Genomic DNA, 25,739 nt, shown 5'->3' with positions numbered 1-25,739 from the left:
CTTACTCTTTTTGCAAACGCAGTTGCTGCAAGTTGCCATCTAAGGGTAAATCCGTTTTCAAGGTGGCGATCTGTTTGCAAATGAATGCCATCTCTTGGTGCTGTTGTAATTTCTTACGCCATTTCTCCGGCACTGAGTCTAGCCCCTGATAGAGCGCCTCAAGCGTGCTGGCTTGTTGTAATAGCAATGTGGCCGTTTTTGCCCCAATCCCCGCAACACCAGGGATCTTACTGCTACTAATCCCCGCAAGCCCCCAGTAATCGGGCAATTGATTTGGTAACACTCCGAACTCTTGTTTCACGAAAGGCATATCCAGCCAACGTTTTTGGAAATAATCACGAATCTGCACATTCGGTGCTAATAGCTGGCAATAGCCTTTATCAGTCGACACGATCGTGACTTGATGCCCTGCGCCGCTAATTTTAGTCGCTAACGTAGCGGCTAGATCATCAGCCTCATTACCCGGCGAGTGCCAACAAGCAACACCCAATGAATTAAAAGCCTCGCGAATAAGGGGCATTTCCTGTTGCAGGTTATCTGGCATTGGGGAGCGGCCCGCTTTGTAATCTGGCAGGCATTGATGACGCCAACTGTCAGAACGATCATCTTCATCAAACACAGCGACGACATGTGTGGGATGACTGTGCTGAATGAGTTGTTGTAATGCATGTTGGCAAGCCTTGATGCATGGCGAACCTTGAACCGCATGAATGCGGCGAATCAAATTGAGAGCATCAATGATAAGAAGGTGGATTTGCATGGCCTGTCTTATATAGGGGCGTATGTCAGCGTGAAGTCGGGCAGAACTAGAGTTCAGCACTGCCCGTTGATTGCGCTCTTTATTAGCTACAGATTTCGTAGCAAGGGGTGTAATCGCTGCCCGGTAATTTCATTCGATATTGAGCGATAAAGCCTTGTAATAGGCTATCCATTTGCTTCATCAATTGCGGGTCACCGTGTAATTTGAATGGCCCGTAAGTTTCAATCGCCTGAATCCCCGCTTCTTTAACGTTACCCGCCACAATTCCAGAGAAAGCCCGACGCAGCGCAGCCGCTAACTTTTCTGGTGGTTGGTTATGGGACAAGTTCAGATTCGCCATATTTTCATGGGTCGGCTCAAATGGGTGTTGTAAATCAGGTTCAATACGCATCGACCAGTTAAAGCTATAAGCATCACCCGTGTTACGGCGATTCTCTTTGACTAATGGCATCGCTTTTTTCATCTGGCGGGCCACTTCATCTGGATCATCAATAATGATTTGGTAGTATTTGCGTGCACCATCACCCAGCGTATTCATGATGAACTCATCGACAACGCGGAAGTAATCAGCACTCTCTTTTGGCCCCGTCAAAATCAGTGGCAGCACTTGCTCACTGTTTTCGGGATTCATCAGAATACCTAATAGATAGAGTAGCTCTTCCGCAGTCCCTACACCGCCAGGGAAGATAATGATCCCGTGTGCAATACGGACAAAGGCTTCCAACCGTTTTTCAATGTCTGGCATGATAACCAGCTCGTTAACCAGCGGGTTGGGTGGCTCTGCTGCAATAATTGAAGGTTCAGTCATACCGATAAAACGACTATTTTTGTAACGTTGCTGTGCATGACCGACAGCCGCACCTTTCATCGGTGCTTCCATCGCGCCAGGGCCACAGCCAGTACAAATATTCAACTCACGTAAACCAAGCTGATTACCAACTTTTCGGCCGTACAAATATTCATTTTCATTGATTGAATGCCCTCCCCAACAAACCACCATATTCGGTTCTTCATCAATATGCAGGGCACGAGCATTACGTAAAATGGAGAAAACCAAGTTGGTTAAATGGCTAGAGTCTTCTGTATTGAGATGTTGATCTTGCTCTGCACTAACTATTTGGCCATTCACGAATAAGATGTCGCGTAGCACGGCAAAGAGGTTTGCTTGCAATGAGCGAATGATTTTACCATCAACAAAGGCATGTTCGGGGGGATTAACTAACTCAAGTTTAACACCACGCTCACGGCGTAATACATTGATATCAAAGGTTTCATAGCGCGATAAAAGCTCTTTACTGTTATCAGTCAGGCTGCCTGAGTTGAGAACGGCCAACGAGCAATTACGGAATAAGCGGTACAGATCACTGCTAGCTGTGCGCTTAAGCATATCCACTTCTAGCTGTGATAACAGATCCATTGAGCCGAGTGGGCTGATATGTGTAATCAAAGTTACTCCTTTATACCTTTAGGGGGTAGTGCCCGTGAATCAAAATGCGACTTTCTATTTGTTTATGAATATCAGGAAGTTCTTCAGGCATTAAGTCTGTATTTTTTGGCTAAAGATAGTCTGAAGATACTGTAATTAACCTTAACGTTGTCCCTCACAGATTGCCAACATTAACGTGCACAACACTAAAATGTTGCGCACATGCGCGCATTTATTGCCGTGCCAGACGGCCTGTCGAGGGTACAAAGTGAGTGTTGGAACGCCAAGGATTGATATCCAAGCCTCCTCGTCGGGTATAGCGTGCATAGACTGACAAGGTATCGGGCTGACAAAAACGCATAATGTCATTGAAAATACGTTCTACACACTGCTCGTGAAATTCATTGTGATGCCGGAAAGAGACGAGGTAGCGCAACAAGGCTTCACGGTTTATCTGCGGGCCGCTATAGCTGATTTGTACCGAGCCCCAATCGGGTTGGTGAGTTATCAGGCAATTAGATTTCAGCAGATGGCTAACAAGGCTTTCCTGTACGTGATTAGCGCCAATGGCACCTTGCAGATAATCTGTACTGAATTCGTAGCTATCGATACGAATATCTTGCTGATCTAGGCATTCACCAGAAAAGTTAGCAATGGGCTGATCGGTTATTTCGTCAAGCTGGTATAGCGTGACACTGACATCCCCCACTGCACAGGTGGCTAAGTCACGCTGCAAAGTCGTTCGGACGCTTTCCCAGTCAGCAAAAATAGTTTGGTTAAAACTATTTAGGTAGAGCTTAAAGCTTTTCGATTCAATTAAATTGACGCTATCCGCATTCAAACTTATTTGACCCACAGCGACTTGTGGTAGCCCATTACTGTTTAGCCAAGAAAGTTCGTAAAGTGTCCAGATATCCGCGCCATGAAAGGGCAGGTTATCTGGATATAGGCCGAGAGGTTCGCGGTTCATACTGCGTGGGACGGCCTGTAATAAGGTCACGTCATAGTGATCGTGGTAAGCGGTTGGTTTACCCAGCGTCAGCTCAGCGAGTGCTTTGTGGTCTTGATATGAAGACATACTGTTTCCATGGTGAGAGATCGGTACAATAGCATTATACCCTTCTTACTTGATGTTACTGGTCTACCAACAACGTCAAGTTCTTTGGTGATAGTTTACCAATTTATGCCGCGCTTAACTGCATTTCTGGGGGGAACCTGTCCCCTTTGCTGTAGTACAAGCTGCCGCGATACTGAGAATTAAGTATGGACCAGAACATTTCAACGGCACTGAACAGTTTTACTCAACGGTATATCGATTTATGGCAGCAAAACACTGGGCATCCCCCAGCCAGTAAAGAACTCTACGGTGTACCCTCACCTTGCATTGTAGAGACGCAAGACAATGAGGTGATTTGGTTGCCTCAACCTTTTGTTGCTGATGCCAATTTGAACAATATTGAGCGTGCATTGGAGATTCAGCTTCACCCAGATATTCATGAATTTTACACTTGCCAATATGCGGGCGACATGATGGCTGACCTTGGTGATCATCGTTTCAACTTGCTGCAAGTGTGGAGCGAAGACGATTTTATCCGCTTGCAGGAGAACTTGATTGGGCATTTGGTTACGCAAAAAAGGCTGAAGCTCTCGCCAACGCTATTTTTGGCAACGACTGAGTCAGAAATGACTATGGCTTCATTTTGTAATGTCAGTGGTAACGTCGTGCTCGAGGAATTTGGCCGTAGTAAACGCACGCTATTGGCATCGAATCTTACGCATTTTCTGGATGCATTACGCCCCGTATTACCAGAATAAATAAGTGGTTATCGTGTATTTCAATGCAAATGTGTGTAAGAGATCTCGCACATGGCCTGTGAGACATCACTTCTATTATTCAAATGTGAAATTCTGACTTTAAATTTAATTTCAATAAAATCATTTCGTTATAAACGTTCATTTTTTTATATGAAAAGTGTCTGCATCATTATCCTTACAGTACCTTGTCACCCTTTGTCGATTAAGCGATCCTTCTACTCGCCGGATAGGATCTGGCGGAGAAGGACGGTATTGGATGTTACCGCTTCAGGATGAAGAAAACAGGGACTGCTTAGGATGAGTGAAGGGATGTTTCAGGATGAAACAAAGGACACCTCCAGGATGGAGATTGAGAGCCGGTTCAGGATGGATGGTGGGCTAGGATAGCTTCAGGATTAACACCGGGATGGTGTAGGATTTCGCTAAGGATTGCTGGTTAGGATAACCAAACGGAAAAGTTTTCAAGGAATGAGCAGGGAGCATCATTTTTAGCTGGATAGCTATAAAACGAATCTAGGGGTACTGGTAAAACAGTACCCCTTTTTTTATCCACATTTTGCTTAACCTGCAACTGTTGTCTATGGTGTGAATTTGGGCATCGCTTGCTTCAGTGGTATGCTTTGCCGCCGTTGAACCGACCTGGTAAATGGCTGTTTTTTGGTTGAGAGCATAATCATGAATACAAAAAATCAAGTCCTTCAAAGTCTTCAGAATATTGAGCTTGCTATGCGAGCGGTTGATCTCTGGCAAGCAGTGCCTCCACAAGCAGAAGCCTTCGAAAGCAACGAACCCTTTAGCATCGATACCATGGATGCTGAGCAGTGGTTACAGTGGGTATTGATTCCTCGCATGTATGCATTGCTGGAATCGAATGGCCCACTTCCTAACCGTTTCGCCATCACCCCCTATTTTGAAGAGGCACTGAGTGTCCATGATCGGCCTGACTGCACGTCACTGCTGGTTCACTTACAGCGTCTTGATGATCTACTGAATAAAGAAAGTCACTAATGCTAGAAATAATTTATCAAGACGAACATATAGTTGCGGTGAATAAGCCTGCGGGTTGGTTGGTTCATCGGAGCTGGTTAGACAGTCATGAAACGGTATTTGTGATGCAAACAGTGCGAGACCAGATTGGTCAGCATGTTTACACCATACACCGATTGGATCGCCCGACATCGGGAGTGCTGTTAATGGCACTTTCCAGTGATATTGCTCGCGCGCTTTCTTTGCAGTTTGAGCAGCACCAAATCCAGAAAACATACCATGCGGTGGTTCGTGGCTATGTGCTGGAGGAAGGAACGATTGATTACGAAATGACTGAGGAACTGGATAAGATCGCCGATAAGTTTTCTCGCGCAGAGAAAGCGCCGCAACCTTCAATCACTCACTATCAGCCTTTAGCGCAAGTAGAAGTGCCTGTTGCTATTGGCCGTTATGACACAGCACGCTTCAGTTTAATGGAACTGAAACCAGAAACTGGGCGTAAACATCAGTTGCGGAGGCATATGGCGCACATCCGCCATCCGATCATTGGTGATAGTACCCATGGAGATTTGCGGCAGAATCGTGGTATTGCACAACATTTTGATTGTTCTAGACTTATGCTGCATGCTAGCCACTTATCGCTCAATCATCCGGTGACGGGTGAACCACTGTCGCTCACTGCTCGTTGGGATGAGTCCTGGCAAGAGTTGATGTCACATTTTGGCTGGTCTGGCATTGTCCCTCATCTTGAAAGGGTTGAGTTTTCTGCCACCGCCGGTCAGGATAGTGAATAATTTTCTCGTTAGAAAGGTATCTATCTTATGGCCCAGATTGGGGTTTTTGTCGGCACTGTCTACGGTAACGCATTGTTAGTGGCAGAAGAGGCCGAGAACATATTGAAAGAGCAAGGCCACGAAGTAAAAGTGTTCGATGAGGGAACGTTAGAAGCCTGGCAATATTATCGTCAACATTATGTGTTAGTGGTGACGTCAACGACTGGGCAGGGCGATTTTCCTGACAGTATTGCGCCGCTTTTCACTGCTGTACGTGATCATGTGGGCTTCCAACCAGAGCTGCGTTATGGCCTCATTGCGTTGGGCGACAGTAGTTATGACAATTTCTGCGGTGCAGGTCGTGCATTCGATGAGCTACTACAGGAACAAGGTGCGACACGAATCGGCGAAAGATTAGAAATTGATGCCATTGAGCACTCGGAGCCAGAAACTGTTTCAGCACCATGGGTTGAACAGTGGGGGCGCTTAATTCAGTAGTCAACGTACATATTAGGCCTCATGTTTAATAGTGAATATCAGTAATAAAACTGAGGCTACTTCTTTAAAACTTTCAAAACATCTCCTCTTCTCATCATTAGTTCGTTTATGAGTAGTGTGTGAATCGTCTCTGTGTAAAGTTGCTGCCGCTGCAAATGCAGTGACTCAATCTATTCACTTAAGAGACGCAACACGATGAAAGGCTACACTTTATTTACCTCGCCCAATGAATTAGGCAGAAACGTACTCCCTTCAGGATATGATGAAGTTATATTTGAACTTTCAGATGGCAACTGGATTAACAATATTGTATTACCTGAATACCCTGAGGATAAATGCAGTGTTGTGATTCGTACTTCAGCCACTTGGAATGCGGTGCTACAACTCCCATTAGTCGGCCCCGTAGAAATTAAGGCTGGAAGTCAATACACGCTTGAGTACGATGCAGATATTCAACAATGGAATATCAAGGTTTCAGGTATTCAATATTTATCACCGAACAGTGTCGGTCACGTTATTCCAGATAACCCACAAAACATGACCTATTACTCGATGAATAATTGCAATTATGCCACAGAGGTTACGTTGCCAGCCATAGCAAAAGATGGCGATACTATTCTTATTCGCTCCATCGCTTGTAAGAAATCAAAAGTTTCTGCTGACAATATATTATATAGTGGTGAGACAGTAATTGAGCATGGTGAGCAGTATGTTTTTAAGTATCAGTCATCTTGTAATCTGAGTGGTTGGATTCGCGATTCAGTTAATCTCGAACCCTTCGATGATACTAGTCATGTAATCCCTAATCTAATTGAAAGTAACAGTATTGATGGTAATAAAATACCTAAACATACCATCGAGGGAAGTTTATCCGATATTAATGGTGAGATATCTAATTCAATCAAGAATACTCGTATTTTTGATGAAAATGAAATTGGTGACACTATTCTTGAGAAGGTTAAAGAGAGAAAAAAACGTTCTATCTCTAATAAATTGTCGACCACACCAGATCAACTTGGTAGCGGAGTATTACCATCAGGCTACGATGATATTGTATTCGAACTGTATGACGGTAATTGGACCAAAGACGTTATATTGCCGCTACAGCCAGTAGATGGAACACGTGTGGTGATTAAATCAACGGCAACCTATGATGCTGATTTGCATCTTCCATTCACGCAATTAAAGATTACATCAGGTAGTGAATACACTCTTGAATATCACGAAGATATACAACAATGGGATATTCAAGGGCAAGGGGTTATTCATCTAACACCAAATAGTGACGGCAGTCTTATTTCTGATAATCTTCAAGGTATCGTTTATTATAAGATGGAAAATAATGATTGGGTACCTGAAATTACTCTCCCATCAACTGCCAAGGATGATTCGATTATTATTATTCGCTCCACCGCATCCAACGATTCAAAGGTCTCTGCGGATAATTTATTATATGCCAGTACCACGACGATAAAATCAGGCGATCAATATGTATTCAAATATCTAAAAGGATTTAATCGCTGGGCATTGAATTCTTCGCCAATAAGAAACGTTGAGGTGGACATTAGTTCTAGTGAACTCCCTACACCAACAGCTCAAACTACAGTGGTCACGCTGACGGATAGCCATTGGCGAGAGAAAGTGAAGCTACCAGCTAAATCCGCTGATCGTGATAAAATGACGTTAAAATCACTAACTGATGCTGTAACGCTTATTGATACAGCCAATATTAGTAACTCGGGGTCTATGAGTCTTAGCAATGGCCAACAATATGATTTCTTTTATATTGGTGAAAAAGGAAAATGGCAGTTAATAGACTCACCGGATACTTTTTATGAAGCGCAAGATATTATCGATGGCAAGATTCCTGAACTACAGACACCACGGACTGTTATTAACACTGCCAATGGTAATTATCAGCCTAATTTATACTTACCTGCCGCACAGGAACCAGGTAGTCGGGTTGTTATTAACAGTGAAGCTGAATTAGAGATATCCGTTTTGGCAGATAATTCAAACTATAAAATCTCTAATGGGGAGACAGTCGCATTCAAGGTGGATGAGCAAGGAAATTGGAATCGTGAAACCGTCACTATTGATCTGTTATTACTTTACAGCGATAAAGCCGCAGATCGTTTAGGCGAAGACGCAATGCGTAAACGCTTAATTGAAGGCTTTATTCTGACGAATGAAGCGTTGGAAAATTCGGGTGCTAATTTCCGCTATCGTATTGTTGGCTTACGGCAGGTGGAGGCAAAAGTTCACTGGAACTCGCTGAGTAATCCTCTTGAGGAGTTACGAGAAGATGCAACAGTGCAGGGCTGGCGGAATATTTTAAAAGCCGATGGTATTTATTATGAAGGCACTGAAGATGGCTGTGGATTGGCATGGTTAGGCTCATGGGGAAGGGACCGTAATATGGTAGCAACCGGTTCAATAAATTGTGGAACGACTGTCATGCGCCATGAACTGGGCCATAATATGGGTCTATCGCATGGTGGCGAGAGTGAATCCTATTCTCAAGGGTACGGGTTGCTATCAACGATTATGGCAGGTAATGCGATCCCTTATTATTCTACACCTGATCGTTATACTATAGATTACGGTATTCCCATGGGCATACCTAATAAGATTGATGCTGTACAGGCGATGAATTCACTCTCGTCTAAAGTTTCGGCTTATCGCTAAATAACACATCAGAATTAATATCGTTGAGTATGGCGTAAATAAGCCCGTATTGTGGCATAACATTACAACACAATACGGGCAGACTTAATTTTCAGCGATCGGATTAACGGCCGTTAGTTAATTTTTCCAGATCAGATTCAATCTCGGAAATCTTATTGGCGACAACGCTTTCTAAATGACGCAAGTCATCAAGGATCTTACGTTTTAAATCAACTTCAATCTGGTCGCGTTTGCACAGTTGGTCCAATTCATCAATGACATAACGTAGGTTAGGATTGATTTCATTGATTTCTTTGTAACCATGACCTGCATTATCAGCCACTACCGTTTTGCGTTGGCGTGGATATTTGAATTTCACACTTTTAGCAAAAAACTCGCCTTTATCTTTGCGGAAGTAAATCTTCAGAATGTCGTTATTGGCCTCCTGACGCAGGCTATAGCGATCGACATCTTCTGGTTGTGTGATTCCTAAGCTTTTCAGATTGTCATACATAGCGCCACCTTTTAGTTTTATCCCTCATCAAATTTGCTGCTGATGTGCAATTCAAATTCTTTGAAGGGTATATTCCACAGTTTATGATTATGACGGTAAATCTCGCCAAAATATGTGATTAACTCACAAGGCAAAAAAATAGCGGGAGATTTTCCCGCTATCTTCAATCTTAGTCGATGGTGCGTAATAACTCATTGATACCGACTTTACCGCGCGTTTTTGCATCAACCTTTTTCACGATAACCGCGCAGTATAGGCTGTAGCTGCCGTCTTTTGATGGCAAACTACCTGAAACCACCACAGATCCTGCGGGCACTCGACCATAGTGGACTTCACCGGTTTCACGGTCATAAATACGGGTGCTTTGACCGATAAACACGCCCATTGAGATAACAGACCCTTCCTCGACGATAACCCCTTCAACCACTTCGGAACGTGCGCCAACAAAGCAGTTATCTTCGATAATCGTTGGGTTGGCTTGTAAAGGCTCCAATACGCCACCGATGCCTACACCGCCAGATAGGTGAACGTTCTTGCCAATTTGTGCGCAAGATCCGACCGTCGCCCAAGTATCAACCATCGTGCCTTCATCAACGAAAGCGCCAATATTGACATAAGAGGGCATCAGTACCGTATTACGAGCAATAAATGCCCCTTTACGCACGGTTGCTGGAGGCACAACACGGAAGCCTTCACGCTGGAAACGCGCTTCATCATAACCGGCGAATTTCATCGGGACTTTATCGTAATAACGAGTTTCAGCGCCTTCCATGACTTGGTTGTCATTGATGCGGAAAGAGAGCAGTACAGCTTTCTTCAGCCATTGGTGAGTCACCCACTGACCTTCAATTTTTCTGCGACACGCAGTGCACCAGTATCGAGCAGGTCAATGACATGGTTAATCGCTTCGCGCGTAACGGTATCTACGTTAGCCGGAGTAATGTCTGCGCGGCGCTCGAAGGCAGTTTCAATCACGTTTTGTAGTTGTTGCATTCTGTTCTCTTCCCTTTCTAACATTTATACCCTGCTAACTTGACGCTGTTACTGTGTTAGCTGCTCTAATTCACCCAAAGTGCTCATCGATGAAAGCTCATCTGGATTTATGTGCTTGCTACAACGCCAATGATTTAGGGTCGTGGTTGTAAGTAAATTAATGGCTAAAAAGTTATTTGTATCACAGTTTATCGTTTGGATTGAGGGTATCTGTCAACCGTTGTGCCAATTCGCGGCGCGTGTCGGGGCTTAATGCGCGGCGATCTTTATCGGCTAACACAAATAAATCCTCCACCCGCTCGCCTATCGTCGTGATCCGTGCGCTATGTAACGATAATCCTAAGTCAGCAAAGACCTCACCCACGCGGGCCAACAAGCCCGGCTGATCCAGCGCAATTAACTCCAGATAAGTCCGACGCTCGTTATGAGTCGGCAAGAAATTAGTTTCAGTCGGCACACTGAAATGCCGCAGTTTCGGTGACAACCTTCTCACACGCGGATGTTGATAGTTTGGTTGCGTCATGGCTTGTTCCAAGGCATGACTAATGACGGGATGCCGATCTTGCGCCAGTGGGCTGCCATCCGGTTCTAACACGACAAAGGTGTCCATCGCCATACCATCACGGTTAGTGAAGATTTGCGCGTCGTGGACGCTCAGATTACGACGATCCAATTCACCGACAACAGCGGCAAATAATGATGGACGGTCAGGGCTCCAGATGAATATTTCGGTTCCACCTCGGGTGGCTTGGCGGCTGACCAACACCAGTGGTTTGGTCGAGTCATGAGCCAACAAGTGACGGGCATGCCATGCCAATTGATTAGGCGAATGACGCAGGAAATAATCGGCTCGACAGCGGCTCCAGATACGATGCAATGCTTCTTCATCGATATTATCCATCCGTAGCAATGCCAAGGCTTGTAGTCGATGATGGCGAACACGCTCACGCAAGTCAGGGCTATTTTGCATCCCACGTCGAAGCTGTTTTTCTGTCGCAAAATAAAGTTCGCGTAATAGGCTCTGCTTCCAGCTATTCCATAAGGTTTCATTGGTGGCGCAGATGTCAGCGACGGTCAGGCTGACTAAATAACGCAAGCGAGTTTCACTCTGCACCTCAGCGGAAAATTGCTGGATAACATCGGGGTCTTGAATGTCACGGCGCTGGGCAGTGACTGACATCAACAAATGGCAGCGCACAAGCCAAGCAACGAGCTGCGCTTCGCGCGAGTTAAGTCCGTGCTGCTCAGCAAATTCCAATACATCGTGAGCACCCAGGATTGAATGGTCACCGCCACGTCCTTTGGCTATATCGTGAAATAGCGCCGCGAGTAGTAGTAATTCAGGCTGCGGCAGGCGCGGATAAAGCTCGACACACAGGGGATGCTGCGGGCGAGTCTTCTCATCCGCGAAGCTTTCGAGTTTAAGCAGTACCCGAATCGTGTGTTCATCAACGGTATAAGCATGGAAAAGGTCAAACTGCATTTGGCCGACAATACTGCCCCATTGCGGCATATAGGCCCACAGCACGCTATGGCGATGCATGGGCAGTAATGCGCGAGAAACCGCACCTGGATGGCGCAAAATAGCCATAAACAGCTTACGAGCTTCAGGAATCTGGCATAGAGGTTGTTTTAGATGCCGACGAGCATGGCGTAAACGGCGTACTGTAGTGGAGTAAATCCCTTTGATTTCTTGATTGCGCACCATCAGATAGAACATGCGCATAATGGCTTCAGGTTGCTGAACAAAGAGATTTTCATCGCGCAGATCAATTAGGTCACCACGTAACTGAAACTCATCATCGAGTGGGCGTGGTTTTTCATTGGTATCCAGTGCCAGTATGGCTTCATCAAACAGCTGCAACAGCATGTTGTTGAGTTCACTGACTCGGCGCGTCATGCGATAAAAATCTTTCATCATATGCTCGACCGGCTCATTACCTTCGCCTTGATATTGCAGGAGTTGGGCAACACTCAACTGGCGATCAAACAACAATCGGTTATCGTAGCGAGTCAAAACCAGATGTAAGGCAAAACGAATACGCCATAAAAAACTCAAACTTTCAATGAGCTCATTGCGCTCAGCTTTGGTTAGAAAGCCGAAATCTACCATCTCACTTAAGGACGTGGCACCAAAATGGCGGCGCGCGACCCACAATAGAGTATGAATATCCCTTAACCCGCCGGGACTGCTTTTAATATCCGGTTCCAGATTATAGCTAGTGCCGTGATAGCGCTTATGCCGCTCATGCTGCTCGGCAATTTTGGCATGGAAAAATTGAGGCGAAGGCCAGAAACCATCGCTAAAAATGTGCTTTTGCATCTGTAAGAACAGAGCCACGTCACCACAAATTAGACGAGATTCAATCATGTTGGTGGCGACGGTGAGATCGGCCAATCCTTCCAATAAACACTCCTCCAAAGTACGCACGCTATGGCCCACTTCTAGCTTCAGATCCCAGAGTAGTGTGATCAACTGGCCGATTCGCTGAGCTTGCTCATCATTCAAGCGCTGTTTGCTTAGGACTAATACATCAATGTCTGATAGGGGGTGCAGTTCACCACGCCCATAACCCCCGACGGCGACTAACGCAGTTTCGGGAACGTCATCAAAGCCGTAATATGCCCACAAACGCTGCAACAATTGGTCGATGTAATGACTGCGTGCTGCAATTAAAGCCTCAGCGCTGATTCCGCCATTGAATGCTTCAGCTAACCAGGATTGAAATGCTTCAAGCCGTTGCTTGAGGCTCGCGCAATTAAGCTCACCATCAAGATAGGTACTGGGTGAAGCGGGCTGCTCAGGAATGGTGAGCGCCAGTGCTACAGCGTGCCCGGTATGATTTTCAGACATATGCTTTCCCGATGAATGTAAACCTGAGATGAATGTATACCTGATAAGAAACGCAGCCCATAAAAAAGCCGGCGGAAGCCGGCTTGTCATCATTACTCGTGCGTTATGATGTTGGGAATGGTGTCATCCTTTCGCAACGTCATTATTTCGCAGCCGTTATCCGTTACCACAATAGTATGCTCATACTGCGCCGACAAGCTGCGATCTTTAGTTTTTACCGTCCAACCGTCTTTCATGGTGCGAATTCGGTAATCCCCAGCATTCACCATGGGTTCAATCGTGAACGCCATACCTGTTTGCAAGACCACGCCACCGTCATCTGCATCGTAGTGCAGAACTTGAGGCTCTTCATGGAAGCCTTCGCCAATACCGTGACCACAATACTCACGCACCACAGAGAAGTTCTCTGCTTCAACAAACTGCTGGATAGCTTTACCCAGCGTGCGCAGGCGGATACCTGGTTTGACCATCTTGATGGCCAAATAGAGGCTCTCTTGTGTCACGCGGCACAGGCGTTCGCCCAAAATAGTTGGTTTGCCGACGATGAACATTTTGGAGGTGTCGCCATGAAAACCATCTTTAATCACGGTAACGTCGATATTGACGATATCGCCATCTTTCAGGATTTTTTCATCACTTGGGATGCCGTGACAGATGACTTCATTCACTGAGATACAAACTGATTTTGGGTAACCGTGATACCCCAAGCAGGCAGAAATAGCTTGCTGATGGTTGGTGATATGGTCGTGACAAATACGATCAAGTTCGCCGGTGCTGACCCCTGGTTTTACATGAGGTTCAATGATTTCCAGCACCTCAGCAGCCAAGCGGCCAGCAACGCGCATTTTTTGAATGTCTTCAGGTGTTTTGATTGAGATTGCCATGCAAGTGTCCGTGAGGGCTGTATGTATCAGCCGCCGTTATTAATTATACCCTTCATCGTTGTCGCTATCGCAGGGGGGAGAGCGCTACCGGCCTGCCACGCTAAATTATCTGGGCATAGTTGTAGAAAACAATAGTTGTTGTAGAAAACAATAGTTGTAGAAAAAACAGATGAATGTCGATTCATAAAAAATCTGGCGCTAATGGTATCAGCCCTGCAATTTGCTGCCAAACTTTCGTTTGCAGTGGCGGCACTATATGCAACAAAAGTTGGTGTATTGCGGCAGTTTATGGTATAAAGCGCGCCGGCGAATCGCACTGCGTTCTTAGTCATGTGCTAGTGACAAATGTGTGATTTAGCTGAGTAATACCAAACGCACTCATATGTGTAAATAACACACACGTGTCGACACATACGCCGGGGTGCCCTAAAGTTTTTGATAATTATCAATCACTTGTGGGGTCGGCGTTATGGGATACGTGGAGGCATAACCCCAACTGATACTATAGAGGTTTTAATCATGGCAACTGTTTCCATGCGCGATATGCTCCAGGCCGGTGTTCACTTCGGTCACCAGACCCGTTACTGGAACCCGAAAATGAAGCCTTTCATCTTCGGCGCACGTAACAAAGTTCACATCATCAACCTGGAAAAAACTGTTCCAATGTTCAACGAAGCTCTGGCTGAGTTGAAAAAGATTTCTTCCCGTAAAGGTAAGATCTTGTTCGTTGGTACTAAACGCGCAGCAAGCGAAGCGGTAAAAGAAGCTGCCAACAACTGCGATCAGTTCTTCGTGAACCATCGCTGGTTGGGCGGGATGCTGACTAACTGGAAAACTGTTCGTCAGTCCATCAAACGTTTGAAAGATCTGGAAATCCAGTCTCAAGACGGCACTTTTGACAAGCTGACTAAAAAAGAAGCGCTGATGCGTACTCGTGAACTGAACAAGTTGGAAAACAGCTTGGGCGGTATCAAGGACATGGGCGGTTTACCAGATGCTCTGTTTGTTGTTGATGCTGATCACGAACACATCGCTATCAAAGAAGCTAACAACCTGGGTATCCCGGTATTCTCTATCGTTGATACTAACTCCGATCCAGATGGCGTTGACTTCATCATCCCAGGTAACGACGATGCAATCCGTGCAGTTAAACTGTACCTGAGCTCTGTTGCTACTGCTGTCAATGAAGGTCGTTCTCAAGATCTGGCCGTTCAAGCGGAAGAAAGCTTCGTAGAAGCTGAATAATAAGTCAGGCTCGCAGGAGCCCTTATTAACCAGGTATTGAAAAATGTTGGTTAGGGGGGCCTTTTATAGGCCCCCTTTGCGTATCTAATGTGAGATCTTGTCTTCACAAGAGAACCGAGGAAATTGAAATGGTTGCTATTACCGCTGCTTTGGTAAAAGAACTGCGTGAGCGTACTGCCGCAGGCATGATGGAATGTAAAAAGGCGTTGGTTGAAGCTAACGGCGACATCGAGCTTGCCATCGACAATATGCGTAAATCTGGTCAGGCTAAAGCTGCCAAGAAAGCAGGCCGTATCGCTGCTGAAGGTATCATTCTGGCTAAAGTTTCAGCCGACGGTAAATTCGGTGTGATTCTAGAACTGAACTGTGAAACTGACTTCGTTGCTAAAGATGCTGGTTTTAAAGCATTCGGCGAAGAAGTGATTAACGCAGCGCTGGCTGACAAAATCACTGATATCGACGTGTTGAAAGCTAAGTTCGAAGAAACACGTGCAAACCTGGTTGCTAAAATCGGTGAAAATATCAATATTCGCCGTATTGCTGCACTGGAAGGCGATGTTCTGGGTACATATCTGCACGGCGCACGTATCGGCGTTATGGTTGCGGCAACTGGCGCTGATGAAGAGCTGGTTAAGCACATTGCTATGCACATTGCTGCGAGCAAGCCTGAATATGTTAAGCCAGAAGATGTCCCTGCTGAAGTTGTTGCTCGTGAGCACCAAATCCAGTTGGACATCGCTATCGAATCCGGCAAACCACGTGAAATTGCTGAGAAGATGGTTGAAGGCCGTATGCGTAAGTTCACTGGCGAAGTTTCTCTGACTGGTCAGAACTTCGTTATGGACCCAAGCAAAACTGTTGGCGATCTGCTGAAAGAAAACAAAGCTGACGTTGTCAACTTCGTTCGCTTTGAAGTAGGTGAAGGCATTGAGAAAGCTGAGACTGACTTTGCTGCTGAAGTTGCAGCGATGAGCAAACAGTCTTAATGCTAAAAATGGGGCCGCCAATAGGCGGTTCCATTTTATTCACACAGAATTTATTTCGTTCAGTTTTAACGCATAGAATTGTGTTGAATGTCTGACGGACAAGTCTCCCCCATATCACTACTGCTGCTAGGACAGAACACCATGGCAACCAATGCAAAACCCGTATATCAGCGTATCCTGCTTAAGCTTAGTGGCGAAGCCCTGCAAGGTGCAGAAGGTTTTGGTATCGACGCAAGCGTTTTGGATCGCATGGCTCAAGAAGTTAAAGAGCTTGTCGAATTGGGCATTCAGGTCGGTGTGGTCATTGGCGGTGGTAACTTATTCCGCGGTGCCGGTTTGGCACAGGCAGGGATGAACCGCGTTGTGGGCGACCACATGGGAATGCTGGCTACTGTAATGAATGGCCTGGCAATGCGAGATGCACTGCATCGTGCCTATGTGAACGCTCGCTTGATGTCAGCTATTCCATTGAATGGCGTATGTGATAATTACAGTTGGGCTGAAGCTATCAGCTTGCTGCGTCATAACCGTGTGGTCATTTTTGCCGCCGGTACAGGTAATCCATTCTTCACGACAGATTCAGCTGCATGCTTGCGTGGTATCGAAATCGAAGCTGATGTGGTGCTGAAAGCGACCAAAGTTGATGGGGTCTACTCCGCAGATCCGGTGAAAAATCCTGACGCAACACTGTACGAACAGTTAACCTATCAGGATGTTTTAGAGCGTGAGCTTAAAGTTATGGATCTGGCGGCCTTCACTTTGGCACGTGACCATAATCTACCTATCCGCGTCTTTAACATGAATAAGCCTGGTGCACTGCGTCGCGTGGTGATGGGGGAGAATGAAGGGACGTTGATCACCAAAGAAGTGACATCAATCGCTAAATAAGCAGATGCTCGAATGGCCTAGGGGCGTTTCGCTTAAAGGCTGCCTCTTTAGCCAGCAACTGTTGGTTTGTATATTCACCGGCTATACTGAAGCTATGGCCTGCCAAGTAACCAGTTTTCAAGGGTTAACAACGTGATTAACGAAATTAGAAAAGACGCTGAAGTGCGCATGGAAAAATGCTTTGAAGCCTTCCAGAACCATATCAGCAAGATTCGTACCGGTCGTGCCTCTCCAAGTATTCTTGATGGCATTCAGGTTGAATACTATGGCACTGCTACACCATTACGTCAGTTGGCTAACATCGTTGTTGAAGACTCTCGCACTCTGGCTTTGACTGTTTTTGACCGTAGCCTAAGCGCTGCCGTTGAGAAAGCAATTATGACGTCTGATTTGGGTCTAAACCCTTCTTCTGCTGGTACTGTAATCCGTGTTCCATTGCCAGCGTTGACTGAAGAACGCCGTAAAGACCTCATCAAAGTTGTGCGTGCAGAAGCAGAGCAAGGTCGTGTCTCTATTCGTAACGTACGCCGCGATGCTAACGAAAAAGTAAAAGCGTTGTTGAAAGATAAAGAGATTAGCGAAGATGAAGATCGCCGCTCTCAGGACGACGTACAAAAGCTGACTGATGCCTTTATCAAAAAAGTTGATACGGCATTAGCGGCCAAAGAAGCTGAGTTAATGGATTTTTAATCCTTATTCACCATAACAAAGCGCCGCCTAGGGGGCGCTTTGTTTTTAGCTGAGTTAATATTCTCAACCGATAAAAATTTTAATCATATCAATATGATATCGGAAAATTATATTGTCAGTTAATTTGTCATTTGATTTACAGCGTCATAAAATTGGGCTTGAGGATATGAGTATGCCGCCTGTCTTGCAGGAAGGTTAATACCTCGCCTATCACAAAAACAGTTATTCAGAGTACTCTCATGAAGCAACTGACTATTCTTGGTTCTACTGGTTCTATCGGCAACAGCACATTGGCTGTTGTGCGTGCTAATCCTGAATTATTCAACGTCACTGCATTGGTTGCTGGTCGGAATGTCGAGCAGATGGCTCGGCAATGTCTCGAATTCTCTCCCCGTTATGCTGCAATGAGTGATGAAACATCTGCGAAAGCATTGCGCCTGCTTTTAGCTGAGAACGGCTCAAAAACCGAGGTGCTCTCAGGCGAAAAAGCTGCCTGTGAGATGGCTGCGCTAAATGATGTTGACCAGGTAATGGCCGCGATTGTTGGTGTGGCTGGGCTATCTTCCACACTAGCGGCTATTCGTGCGGGTAAACAGGTATTACTGGCCAACAAAGAATCCCTGATTACTTGTGGCAAACTGTTCATGGATGAGGTGAAAAACAGTAAAGCGCAACTGTTGCCAATCGACAGTGAGCATAATGCTATTTTTCAGAGTTTACCTGAAAATGTTCAGCACCAATTGGGCTATTCTTCACTGAGTGATAATGGCGTTTCGAGTATCATTCTGACAGGTTCTGGTGGGCCATTACGCGAAATTCCATTGTCGCAATTTGCAGATGTCACACCTGATCAAGCTTGTGCCCATCCAAACTGGTCTATGGGTCGTAAAATTTCCGTCGACTCTGCAACAATGATGAATAAAGGGCTTGAGTATATCGAAGCTCGTTGGCTATTTAATGCAAGTGCACAACAAATTGAGGTCATTATACATCCTCAATCCGTCATTCATTCTATGGTGCGCTATTATGATGGTAGTGTTCTGGCACAAATGGGCACACCTGATATGCGCACACCTATTGCGCATGCGATGGCGTATCCAAAACGCGTTAATTCAGGTGTAGCGTCGCTGGATTTTTGTAAAATAAGCGAACTGACTTTTGCTGCACCGGATTACTTACGTTACCCGTGTCTGAAACTGGCAATTGATGCATGTAATGCGGGACAGGCCGCAACGACAGCATTGAATGCTGCGAACGAAGTGTCAGTCATGGCATTTTTAGATTCACAGATTCGTTTTACTGATATCGCAGCTGTTAATCGAGCAGTAGTAGAGCATTTATCGTTACCTGAACCCGCTAGTGTGGATGAAGTTCTGGTGATCGATCGCAAAGCTCGTACAACGGCGGCCCGAGCTATCGCAAAATTAAATAATTCAGAATTACTATCTGATTTGGGAATTTGTTAGGGTAAGGCTGAGATGATATAGTCTGCACCGCCGATAGAGATATAGGCTGTTGATTAGTGGCCCAATAAGTATTTAAGCCGTCTATTTTGGCTGTCACTTAAGAAGCCGTGACTTGGTACACGGCTTTTTTTGTGCATTTACTGCCTAATGTTCGGGACGAACAATTGATTTTTGAGGAAATGAGTCCGCATTATGTCGTCTGTAAATGAAGATAGGGCTAGCTTGTCCCCCCTGATGCCGCGCCATGTTGCAATCATTATGGATGGTAATGGGCGCTGGGCTAAAAATCGCGGAAAATTAAGAGTTTTCGGTCATAAAGCAGGTGTGAAATCGGTTCGGCGTGCGGTAAGTTTTGCTGCAACCCATCATTTGGATGCACTCACACTTTATGCTTTCAGTAGTGAAAACTGGAATCGTCCTGCTCAGGAAGTCACCGCTTTAATGGAGCTTTTTGTTCGCGCACTGGACAGCGAAGTCAAAAGCCTGCATAAACATAATGTTCGTTTATCGGTTATTGGTGATATCAGTCGGTTTAGTGAACGTTTGCAACAACGGATCCGTCGCTCAGAAGCGCTTACAGTCAATAATGACGGTCTGAAACTTAACATTGCTGCCAATTATGGTGGGCGTTGGGATATTATTCAGGGTGTGCGCCATATAGCTGAACAAGTACAGCGAGGGGAGCTGCAACCCACAGATATCAATGAAGAATCGCTAAACTCGCATGTCTGCCTACATGAGCAATCTGAGGTGGATTTAGTGATCAGAACCGGTGGTGAACATCGCATCAGTAATTTCTTGTTGTGGCAAATTGCCTATGCTGAACTTTACTTTACTGATGTACTCTGGCCTGATTTTGATGAACATGTCTTTGAAGGTGCGCTGAATGCATTTGCTCAACGCGAGCGTCGCTTCGGGGGAACTACACCTATCGATGCCACGGCATCCTAGGGGGAACTTTTGCTGAAGTATCGTCTCATAACTGCTTTGATTTTGATTCCAGTTGTCATTGGTGCACTGTTCCTGCTTCCGCCGGTTGGCTTTGCTATTGTCACTCTCTTTGTCTGTATGCTCGCAGCTTGGGAGTGGGGGCAATTAGCTGGATTTGCCAGTCGTTCTCAGCGTATCTGGTTAGCTATGCTCTGCGGTTTACTACTTGTCTTGATGCTGCTAAGCCTCCCAGCTTATCAACATTCAGCTCATCTTCCGCAAGTTAGTGTCCCACTCTGGCTTTCTATGGGGTGGTGGCTTGCTGCGTTGCTATTGGTACTGACTTATCCCCGTTCCGCTGCATTTTGGCGTGATTCGCGTCTCTTACGTATCATTTTCGGTATTCTGACCATTGTCCCGTTTTTCTGGGGGATGGTGGCACTACGCCAGTACGGTTATGACCAGCATCATAATATTGGAGCTTGGTGGTTGTTATACGTAATGCTATTGGTGTGGGGGGCAGATTCGGGCGCTTATATGTTCGGTAAGCTATTCGGTAAACATAAATTAGCGCCTAAAGTCTCACCAGGTAAAACATGGGAAGGATTAATTGGCGGTTTAGTGACATCAGCTCTGATATCATGGCTGTTTGGTCGATACGCGCCGTTGGATATCATCCCAGAAAAACTGTTAATCTGTTCCGTGGTCGCAGCATTGGCCTCGGTACTCGGCGATTTGACCGAAAGTATGTTTAAACGTGAAGCGGGAATCAAAGACAGTGGTCATTTGATTCCTGGTCATGGTGGGATACTGGATCGTATCGATAGCCTGACCGCAGCTGTGCCGGTATTTGCCTGCTTAATGCTGTTAGTGTTTTAATCCGTCACTGACGGGGAGTTTAGGGAATATGATGAGCATACTCTGGAGCCTGGCCGCGTTTATTATCGCACTGGGGATCTTAATCACTGTGCATGAATTCGGCCACTTTTGGGTGGCACGGCGTTGTGGTGTCCGCGTAGAACGCTTTTCGATTGGTTTTGGCAAATCTTTATGGCGCCGCACCGATCGTCAGGGTACTGAATATGTCATCGCCCTGATTCCACTAGGCGGCTATGTTAAAATGTTGGATGAACGCGTAGAGGCTGTTGCGCCAGAATTTCGCCATCAATCTTTTAACAATAAAACTGTTTTGCAACGTGCGGCAATCGTCAGCGCGGGTCCTATTGCTAACTTCCTTTTTGCTGTCATTGCTTACTGGCTGGTGTTCATCATTGGTGTGCCAAGTGTGCGTCCTGTTGTGGGTGATATTTCGCCACAATCTATTGCTGCGCAAGCCAATATTTCTCCAGGAATGGAACTTAAGTCGGTAGATGGTATCGAAACGCCTGACTGGGATTCTGTTCGCTTGGCACTAATCAGTAAAATTGGTGATCAGCAAACGCAAGTTGGCGTCGCACCATTCACGGCTGGTCATGAGGTATCAGGCACTAGCAATATCGTGCAGAAGACGTTGGATTTACGGCAGTGGCAATTTGAACCAGATAAGCAAGATCCTGTTGTTGCACTGGGTATAATTCCCCGCGGCCCACAGATCGAATCTGTTCTGGCTGAAGTACAATCTGGCTCTGCTGCACAAAAGGCAGGTTTACAAGCAGGGGATAGGATCGTTAAAGTTGGCGGTCAAGCACTGGATCGGTGGCAGACTTTTGTTTTACAGGTTCGTGATAATCCCGGTAAACCGCTGGTATTAGAGATTGAAAGGGGAAGTACCCCCTTGTCTTTAACTTTGATTCCAGATACAAAATCGGTTGGAGAAAACCGCAGTGAAGGTTTTGCGGGTGTAGTGCCGAAAGTGATACCGCTTCCGGATGAGTATAGAACGATTCGCCAATATGGCCCGTTCACCGCACTCTATCAAGCTGGGGATAAAACCTGGCAGTTGATGCGGTTGACGGTAAGCATGTTGGGTAAACTGATTACTGGTGACGTTAAACTGAATAACTTGAGTGGCCCGATATCTATTGCACAAGGCGCTGGAGTATCAGCTGAGTACGGGTTGGTGTATTACCTGATGTTTTTGGCGCTAATCAGTGTCAACTTGGGCATTATCAATCTGTTCCCGTTACCGGTATTAGATGGTGGACATCTGCTCTTCCTGGCGATAGAGAAGCTCAAGGGTGGGCCGGTTTCTGAGCGAGTACAAGACTTCAGTTATCGCATTGGCTCTATTTTGCTGGTGTTATTAATGGGGCTTGCACTTTTCAATGATTTCTCCCGTCTTTAACGGCAGGGGATAGGTTAGGAAGAACGCATAACAACGATGGCGATGAAAAAGTTGCTCATAGCGTCGCTGCTGTTTGGCAGCGCCACCGTATACGGTGCAGACGGGTTCGTAGTGAAAGATATTCATTTCGAAGGCCTGCAACGGGTCGCCGTCGGTGCGGCGTTACTTAATATGCCGGTTCGCGTAGGCGATACCGTCAGTGATGATGACATCGGTAATACTATTCGTGCGTTGTTTGCTACAGGCAACTTCGAGGACGTTCGCGTCCTGCGCGATGGTGATACGCTGATTGTTCAAGTCAAAGAACGCCCAACGATTGCCAGCATCACTTTCTCCGGTAACAAAGCGGTGAAAGATGACATGCTCAAGCAGAATCTGGAAGCCTCTGGCGTCCGGGTTGGCGAAGCCCTGGACCGTACCACTATATCCAGCATTGAAAAAGGACTCGAAGATTTCTACTACAGCGTGGGTAAATACAGCGCTTCTGTGAAGGCTGTTGTTACACCGTTGCCGCGTAACCGTGTCGATCTTAAATTAGTCTTCACTGAAGGTGTTTCTGCAAAAATTCAGCAGATCAACATCGTCGGTAATCACAGTTTCACAACTGATGAGCTCATCTCTCGCTTCCAGTTGCGAGATGAAGTGCCGTGGTGGAACGTGGTTGGCGATCGCAAATATCAGAAGCAGAAGTTGGCAGGTGACCTTGAAACCTTGCGTAGTTTCTACTTGGATCGCGGTTATGCGCGATTCAACATTGATTCGACTCAGGTCAGTTTGACGCCAGATAAAAAAGGCATCTATATCACCATCAACATTACCGAAGGCAATCAATACAAGCTTAATAGCGTGGTTGTGAGCGGTAATCTTGCGGGGCACCAGTCTGAGGCGGATAAGCTGGTACAGATTGAGCCAGGTGAACTGTTTAACGGCAGTAAAGTCACGCGAATGGAAGATGACATCAAGAAGATGTTGGGCCGTTATGGCTATGCTTATCCGCGTGTCGTGTCGCAGCCTGAAATTAACGATGCTGATAAAACAGTGAAACTGCATATCAATGTCGATGCGGGTAACCGCTTCTATGTCCGTAATGTTCGCTTCGAAGGTAATGACACCAGTAAAGATTCCGTATTGCGCCGTGAAATGCGCCAGATGGAAGGTGCTTGGCTAGGGAATGATCAAGTTGAAGCGGGTAAAGAGCGTTTGAACCGCCTTGGTTACTTCGAAACCGTTGAAGTTGAAACTCAACGTGTTCCTGGAACACCTGATCAGGTAGACATTACTTACAAAGTTAAAGAACGAAATACGGGTAGCCTCAACTTTGGTATCGGTTACGGTACTGAAAGTGGTGTGAGCTTCCAAGTCGGCGTTCAGCAGGAAAACTGGTTAGGTACGGGTAATACTGTCGGTATTAACGGTACGAAAAACGATTACCAGACGTATGCTGAATTTACGTTGACTGACCCTTACTTCACTGTTGATGGTGTTAGTCTGGGTGGGCGTATCTTCTATAATGACTTTAAAGCAGATAATGCAGACCTGTCTGGCTATACCAACAGTAGTTATGGTGTTGATGGTACTTTAGGCTTCCCAATCAATGAGTATAACTCCTTGCGTGTTGGCTTAGGTTACGTCCATAACGACCTGTCAGATATGGAACCGCAAGTCGCTATGTGGCGATACCTTGACTCTGTTGGTCAAGATCCTAACCTAGTTGACCGTGCAGGCTTCACCGCAGACGATTTCACGCTGAATATGGGGTGGACATATAACAACCTTGACCGTGGTTTCTTCCCAACTAAGGGTGTTAAGTCATCAGTCAATACCAAAGTGACTGTGCCGGGTTCTGATAACGAGTTCTACAAAGTGACGTTTGATACGTCTGCTTATCAGCCGATAGATGAAGATCATTCGTGGGTGCTGTTAGGCCGTGGTCGTTTGGGTTATGGCGACGGTATCGGCTCTAAAGAGATGCCATTCTACGAAAACTTCTATGCGGGTGGTTCCAGTTCAGTACGTGGTTTCCGATCAAATAACATCGGTCCAAAAGCGGCGTACTATAATACTGATGGAACTGTCAGAAACTCTACCGATGCAGTCGGTGGTAACGCGATGGCGGTGGCCAGTTTAGAACTGATTACACCGACACCGTTTATCAGTGAGAAATACTCTAACTCTATACGGACTTCATTCTTCATTGATTCCGGTACAGTATGGGATACCAATTGGGAAAATACGGCAGCAACACGCGCTGCTGGCATACCTGATTACAGTAAAGCGAGTAATATTCGTGTGTCTGCCGGTGTGTCATTGCAATGGATGTCTCCATTGGGACCATTAGTGTTCTCATATGCTAAACCGGTTAAAGATTACGAAGGTGATAAGTCAGAGCAATTCCAGTTTAACATCGGTAAAACTTGGTAATTGTTTGGCAAAGCAGGACCGAATTTTAAAGACAGCACTGGTAGTTGAAATAACCTAAGACGGCGTTGGCTCTGGCTGGCGCTATCTTAGGTGTTATTCAGTATTAAGTGCACTTCAAGGTGTCTCTGACACAAACGGGTAATGGTAAGGAGTTTATAGTGAAAAAGTGGTTGTGTGCCGCAGGTCTTGGTTTAGCATTGGCTGCTTCAGCCAGCGTTCAAGCCGCTGACAAGATTGCTATTGTTAATGTTTCCAGCATCTTCCAACAATTACCTGCGCGTGAAACCGTAGCTAAGCAGCTGGAGAATGAATTCAAAGGCCGTGCAACCGAATTGCAAGGAATGGAAAAAGATCTGCAGACTAAAATGCAGAGACTGCAACGTGATGGTTCTACCATGAAAGCCAGCGACCGTACTAAGCTGGAAAACGATGTAATGAAACAACGTGAAACCTTCTCAACTAAAGCTCAGGCTTTTGAGCAGGATAATCGTCGTCGTCAGATGGAAGAACGTAACAAAATTCTGAGCCGTATTCAGGATGCTGTTAAATCTGTTGCTAGCAAAGGCGGTTATGATGTGGTGATTGATGCGAATGCTGTTGCATACGCTGACCCTTCAAAAGACATTACTGCTGACGTGCTGAAACAGGTTAAATAAAA

Annotated in this window: 21 protein-coding genes and 1 pseudogene; 15 read left to right on the top strand and 7 right to left on the bottom strand. The window is 45.9% G+C overall.

Going from position 1 to position 25,739, the window contains the following annotated elements:
- Position 1: 1 nt before the first annotated feature.
- The 3 genes from xni to queF form a co-directional block, all read right to left on the bottom strand.
- Positions 2 to 760 (bottom strand): flap endonuclease Xni, encoded by a 759-nt coding sequence (xni, locus tag BN68_RS12805; protein WP_019211553.1) that lies wholly within the window; start codon positions 758 to 760, stop codon positions 2 to 4.
- Positions 761 to 842: 82 nt separating this feature from the next.
- The gene (gene ppnN / locus BN68_RS12800; RefSeq protein WP_019211552.1) at positions 843 to 2,207 is read right to left on the bottom strand and encodes a nucleotide 5'-monophosphate nucleosidase PpnN; all 1,365 of its coding nucleotides are present in this window, start codon (positions 2,205 to 2,207) and stop codon (positions 843 to 845) included.
- Positions 2,208 to 2,418: 211 nt separating this feature from the next.
- Positions 2,419 to 3,264, bottom strand: coding sequence for an NADPH-dependent 7-cyano-7-deazaguanine reductase QueF (queF, locus tag BN68_RS12795; protein ID WP_019211551.1), 846 nt, complete (start codon positions 3,262 to 3,264; stop codon positions 2,419 to 2,421).
- Positions 3,265 to 3,449: 185 nt separating this feature from the next.
- Between queF and syd the strand changes: the two genes are divergently transcribed.
- From syd to BN68_RS12770, 5 genes are all read left to right on the top strand, one after another.
- On the top strand, positions 3,450 to 4,001 hold the full coding sequence (gene syd / locus BN68_RS12790; protein ID WP_019211550.1) for a SecY-interacting protein: 552 nt from the start codon (positions 3,450 to 3,452) through the stop codon (positions 3,999 to 4,001).
- A 675-nt stretch (positions 4,002 to 4,676) separates the two neighbouring features.
- The gene (locus tag BN68_RS12785; protein ID WP_019211549.1) at positions 4,677 to 5,009 is read left to right on the top strand and encodes a YqcC family protein; all 333 of its coding nucleotides are present in this window, start codon (positions 4,677 to 4,679) and stop codon (positions 5,007 to 5,009) included.
- A complete protein-coding gene (gene truC / locus BN68_RS12780; protein WP_019211548.1) occupies positions 5,009 to 5,782 on the top strand; it encodes a tRNA pseudouridine(65) synthase TruC in 774 nt (257 codons plus the stop codon). The genes BN68_RS12785 and truC overlap by 1 nt, the downstream gene beginning before the upstream one ends.
- 27 nt (positions 5,783 to 5,809) lie before the next feature.
- Positions 5,810 to 6,259: a flavodoxin gene (locus BN68_RS12775; protein ID WP_019211547.1), complete on the top strand. Its 450-nt coding sequence runs from the start codon at positions 5,810 to 5,812 to the stop codon at positions 6,257 to 6,259.
- Positions 6,260 to 6,454: 195 nt separating this feature from the next.
- On the top strand, positions 6,455 to 8,947 hold the full coding sequence (locus BN68_RS12770) for a zinc-dependent metalloprotease family protein (RefSeq protein ID WP_042806747.1): 2,493 nt from the start codon (positions 6,455 to 6,457) through the stop codon (positions 8,945 to 8,947).
- 103 nt (positions 8,948 to 9,050) lie between these two features.
- Here the strand turns inward: BN68_RS12770 and BN68_RS12765 are convergent, their stop codons facing one another.
- The 4 genes and pseudogenes from BN68_RS12765 to map all read right to left on the bottom strand — a co-directional run bounded on the left by BN68_RS12765 (position 9,051) and on the right by map (position 14,171).
- Positions 9,051 to 9,440 carry a DUF3461 family protein gene (locus tag BN68_RS12765; RefSeq protein WP_004706707.1) on the bottom strand — a complete coding sequence of 130 codons (390 nt, stop codon included), beginning with the start codon at positions 9,438 to 9,440 and terminating at the stop codon, positions 9,051 to 9,053.
- Positions 9,441 to 9,609: 169 nt separating this feature from the next.
- Positions 9,610 to 10,433: pseudogene (gene dapD / locus BN68_RS12760) on the bottom strand (2,3,4,5-tetrahydropyridine-2,6-dicarboxylate N-succinyltransferase).
- Between the two features lie 181 nt (positions 10,434 to 10,614).
- Positions 10,615 to 13,287, bottom strand: coding sequence for a bifunctional uridylyltransferase/uridylyl-removing protein GlnD (gene glnD / locus BN68_RS12755; protein WP_019211546.1), 2,673 nt, complete (start codon positions 13,285 to 13,287; stop codon positions 10,615 to 10,617).
- A 92-nt stretch (positions 13,288 to 13,379) separates the two neighbouring features.
- Positions 13,380 to 14,171 carry a type I methionyl aminopeptidase gene (gene map, locus BN68_RS12750; protein ID WP_019211545.1) on the bottom strand — a complete coding sequence of 264 codons (792 nt, stop codon included), beginning with the start codon at positions 14,169 to 14,171 and terminating at the stop codon, positions 13,380 to 13,382.
- 519 nt (positions 14,172 to 14,690) lie between these two features.
- Between map and rpsB the strand changes: the two genes are divergently transcribed.
- From rpsB to skp, 10 genes are all read left to right on the top strand, one after another.
- Entirely contained in the window at positions 14,691 to 15,416 is a 726-nt protein-coding gene (rpsB, locus tag BN68_RS12745) for a 30S ribosomal protein S2 (RefSeq protein WP_019211544.1), read from the top strand.
- A 128-nt stretch (positions 15,417 to 15,544) separates the two neighbouring features.
- Positions 15,545 to 16,402, top strand: coding sequence for a translation elongation factor Ts (tsf, locus tag BN68_RS12740; protein WP_019211543.1), 858 nt, complete (start codon positions 15,545 to 15,547; stop codon positions 16,400 to 16,402).
- Between the two features lie 141 nt (positions 16,403 to 16,543).
- The gene (pyrH, locus tag BN68_RS12735) at positions 16,544 to 17,290 is read left to right on the top strand and encodes a UMP kinase (protein ID WP_005185746.1); all 747 of its coding nucleotides are present in this window, start codon (positions 16,544 to 16,546) and stop codon (positions 17,288 to 17,290) included.
- Between the two features lie 132 nt (positions 17,291 to 17,422).
- Positions 17,423 to 17,980: a ribosome recycling factor gene (gene frr, locus BN68_RS12730; RefSeq protein ID WP_019211542.1), complete on the top strand. Its 558-nt coding sequence runs from the start codon at positions 17,423 to 17,425 to the stop codon at positions 17,978 to 17,980.
- A 239-nt stretch (positions 17,981 to 18,219) separates the two neighbouring features.
- The gene (gene ispC / locus BN68_RS12725; RefSeq protein ID WP_019211541.1) at positions 18,220 to 19,446 is read left to right on the top strand and encodes a 1-deoxy-D-xylulose-5-phosphate reductoisomerase; all 1,227 of its coding nucleotides are present in this window, start codon (positions 18,220 to 18,222) and stop codon (positions 19,444 to 19,446) included.
- Positions 19,447 to 19,638: 192 nt separating this feature from the next.
- On the top strand, positions 19,639 to 20,397 hold the full coding sequence (gene ispU / locus BN68_RS12720; protein ID WP_019211540.1) for a (2E,6E)-farnesyl-diphosphate-specific ditrans,polycis-undecaprenyl-diphosphate synthase: 759 nt from the start codon (positions 19,639 to 19,641) through the stop codon (positions 20,395 to 20,397).
- A 9-nt stretch (positions 20,398 to 20,406) separates the two neighbouring features.
- Positions 20,407 to 21,255 (top strand): phosphatidate cytidylyltransferase, encoded by an 849-nt coding sequence (cdsA, locus tag BN68_RS12715; RefSeq protein ID WP_019211539.1) that lies wholly within the window; start codon positions 20,407 to 20,409, stop codon positions 21,253 to 21,255.
- 28 nt (positions 21,256 to 21,283) lie between these two features.
- Positions 21,284 to 22,660, top strand: a complete 1,377-nt coding sequence (gene rseP / locus BN68_RS12710) for a sigma E protease regulator RseP (RefSeq protein WP_019211538.1) — start codon at positions 21,284 to 21,286, stop codon at positions 22,658 to 22,660.
- A 36-nt stretch (positions 22,661 to 22,696) separates the two neighbouring features.
- Entirely contained in the window at positions 22,697 to 25,081 is a 2,385-nt protein-coding gene (gene bamA, locus BN68_RS12705; RefSeq protein ID WP_019211537.1) for an outer membrane protein assembly factor BamA, read from the top strand.
- Positions 25,082 to 25,239: 158 nt separating this feature from the next.
- Positions 25,240 to 25,737: a molecular chaperone Skp gene (skp, locus tag BN68_RS12700; RefSeq protein ID WP_019211536.1), complete on the top strand. Its 498-nt coding sequence runs from the start codon at positions 25,240 to 25,242 to the stop codon at positions 25,735 to 25,737.
- Positions 25,738 to 25,739: the final 2 nt, after the last annotated feature.

Origin of the sequence: Yersinia massiliensis CCUG 53443, from assembly GCF_000312485.1 — a bacterium.
GTDB lineage: Bacteria > Pseudomonadota > Gammaproteobacteria > Enterobacterales > Enterobacteriaceae > Yersinia > Yersinia massiliensis.
Note: the sequence above shows the minus strand (reverse complement) of the source record. Positions and strands in the feature narration are given on the sequence as shown.

What these genes read in the sequence shown, in the direction of transcription:
- glnD (WP_019211546.1), bottom strand. Translation starts at nt 13,287, where the DNA reads ATGTCTGAAAATCATACCGGGCACGCTGTAGCACTGGCGCTCACCATT.
- queF (WP_019211551.1), bottom strand. Translation starts at nt 3,264, where the DNA reads ATGTCTTCATATCAAGACCACAAAGCACTCGCTGAGCTGACGCTGGGT.
- BN68_RS12770 (WP_042806747.1), top strand. Translation starts at nt 6,455, where the DNA reads ATGAAAGGCTACACTTTATTTACCTCGCCCAATGAATTAGGCAGAAAC.
- rseP (WP_019211538.1), top strand. Translation starts at nt 21,284, where the DNA reads ATGATGAGCATACTCTGGAGCCTGGCCGCGTTTATTATCGCACTGGGG.
- xni (WP_019211553.1), bottom strand. Translation starts at nt 760, where the DNA reads ATGCAAATCCACCTTCTTATCATTGATGCTCTCAATTTGATTCGCCGC.
- BN68_RS12785 (WP_019211549.1), top strand. Translation starts at nt 4,677, where the DNA reads ATGAATACAAAAAATCAAGTCCTTCAAAGTCTTCAGAATATTGAGCTT.
- BN68_RS12775 (WP_019211547.1), top strand. Translation starts at nt 5,810, where the DNA reads ATGGCCCAGATTGGGGTTTTTGTCGGCACTGTCTACGGTAACGCATTG.
- rpsB (WP_019211544.1), top strand. Translation starts at nt 14,691, where the DNA reads ATGGCAACTGTTTCCATGCGCGATATGCTCCAGGCCGGTGTTCACTTC.
- BN68_RS12765 (WP_004706707.1), bottom strand. Translation starts at nt 9,440, where the DNA reads ATGTATGACAATCTGAAAAGCTTAGGAATCACACAACCAGAAGATGTC.
- bamA (WP_019211537.1), top strand. Translation starts at nt 22,697, where the DNA reads ATGGCGATGAAAAAGTTGCTCATAGCGTCGCTGCTGTTTGGCAGCGCC.
- ispU (WP_019211540.1), top strand. Translation starts at nt 19,639, where the DNA reads ATGTCGTCTGTAAATGAAGATAGGGCTAGCTTGTCCCCCCTGATGCCG.
- tsf (WP_019211543.1), top strand. Translation starts at nt 15,545, where the DNA reads ATGGTTGCTATTACCGCTGCTTTGGTAAAAGAACTGCGTGAGCGTACT.
- syd (WP_019211550.1), top strand. Translation starts at nt 3,450, where the DNA reads ATGGACCAGAACATTTCAACGGCACTGAACAGTTTTACTCAACGGTAT.
- truC (WP_019211548.1), top strand. Translation starts at nt 5,009, where the DNA reads ATGCTAGAAATAATTTATCAAGACGAACATATAGTTGCGGTGAATAAG.
- ispC (WP_019211541.1), top strand. Translation starts at nt 18,220, where the DNA reads ATGAAGCAACTGACTATTCTTGGTTCTACTGGTTCTATCGGCAACAGC.
- pyrH (WP_005185746.1), top strand. Translation starts at nt 16,544, where the DNA reads ATGGCAACCAATGCAAAACCCGTATATCAGCGTATCCTGCTTAAGCTT.
- map (WP_019211545.1), bottom strand. Translation starts at nt 14,171, where the DNA reads ATGGCAATCTCAATCAAAACACCTGAAGACATTCAAAAAATGCGCGTT.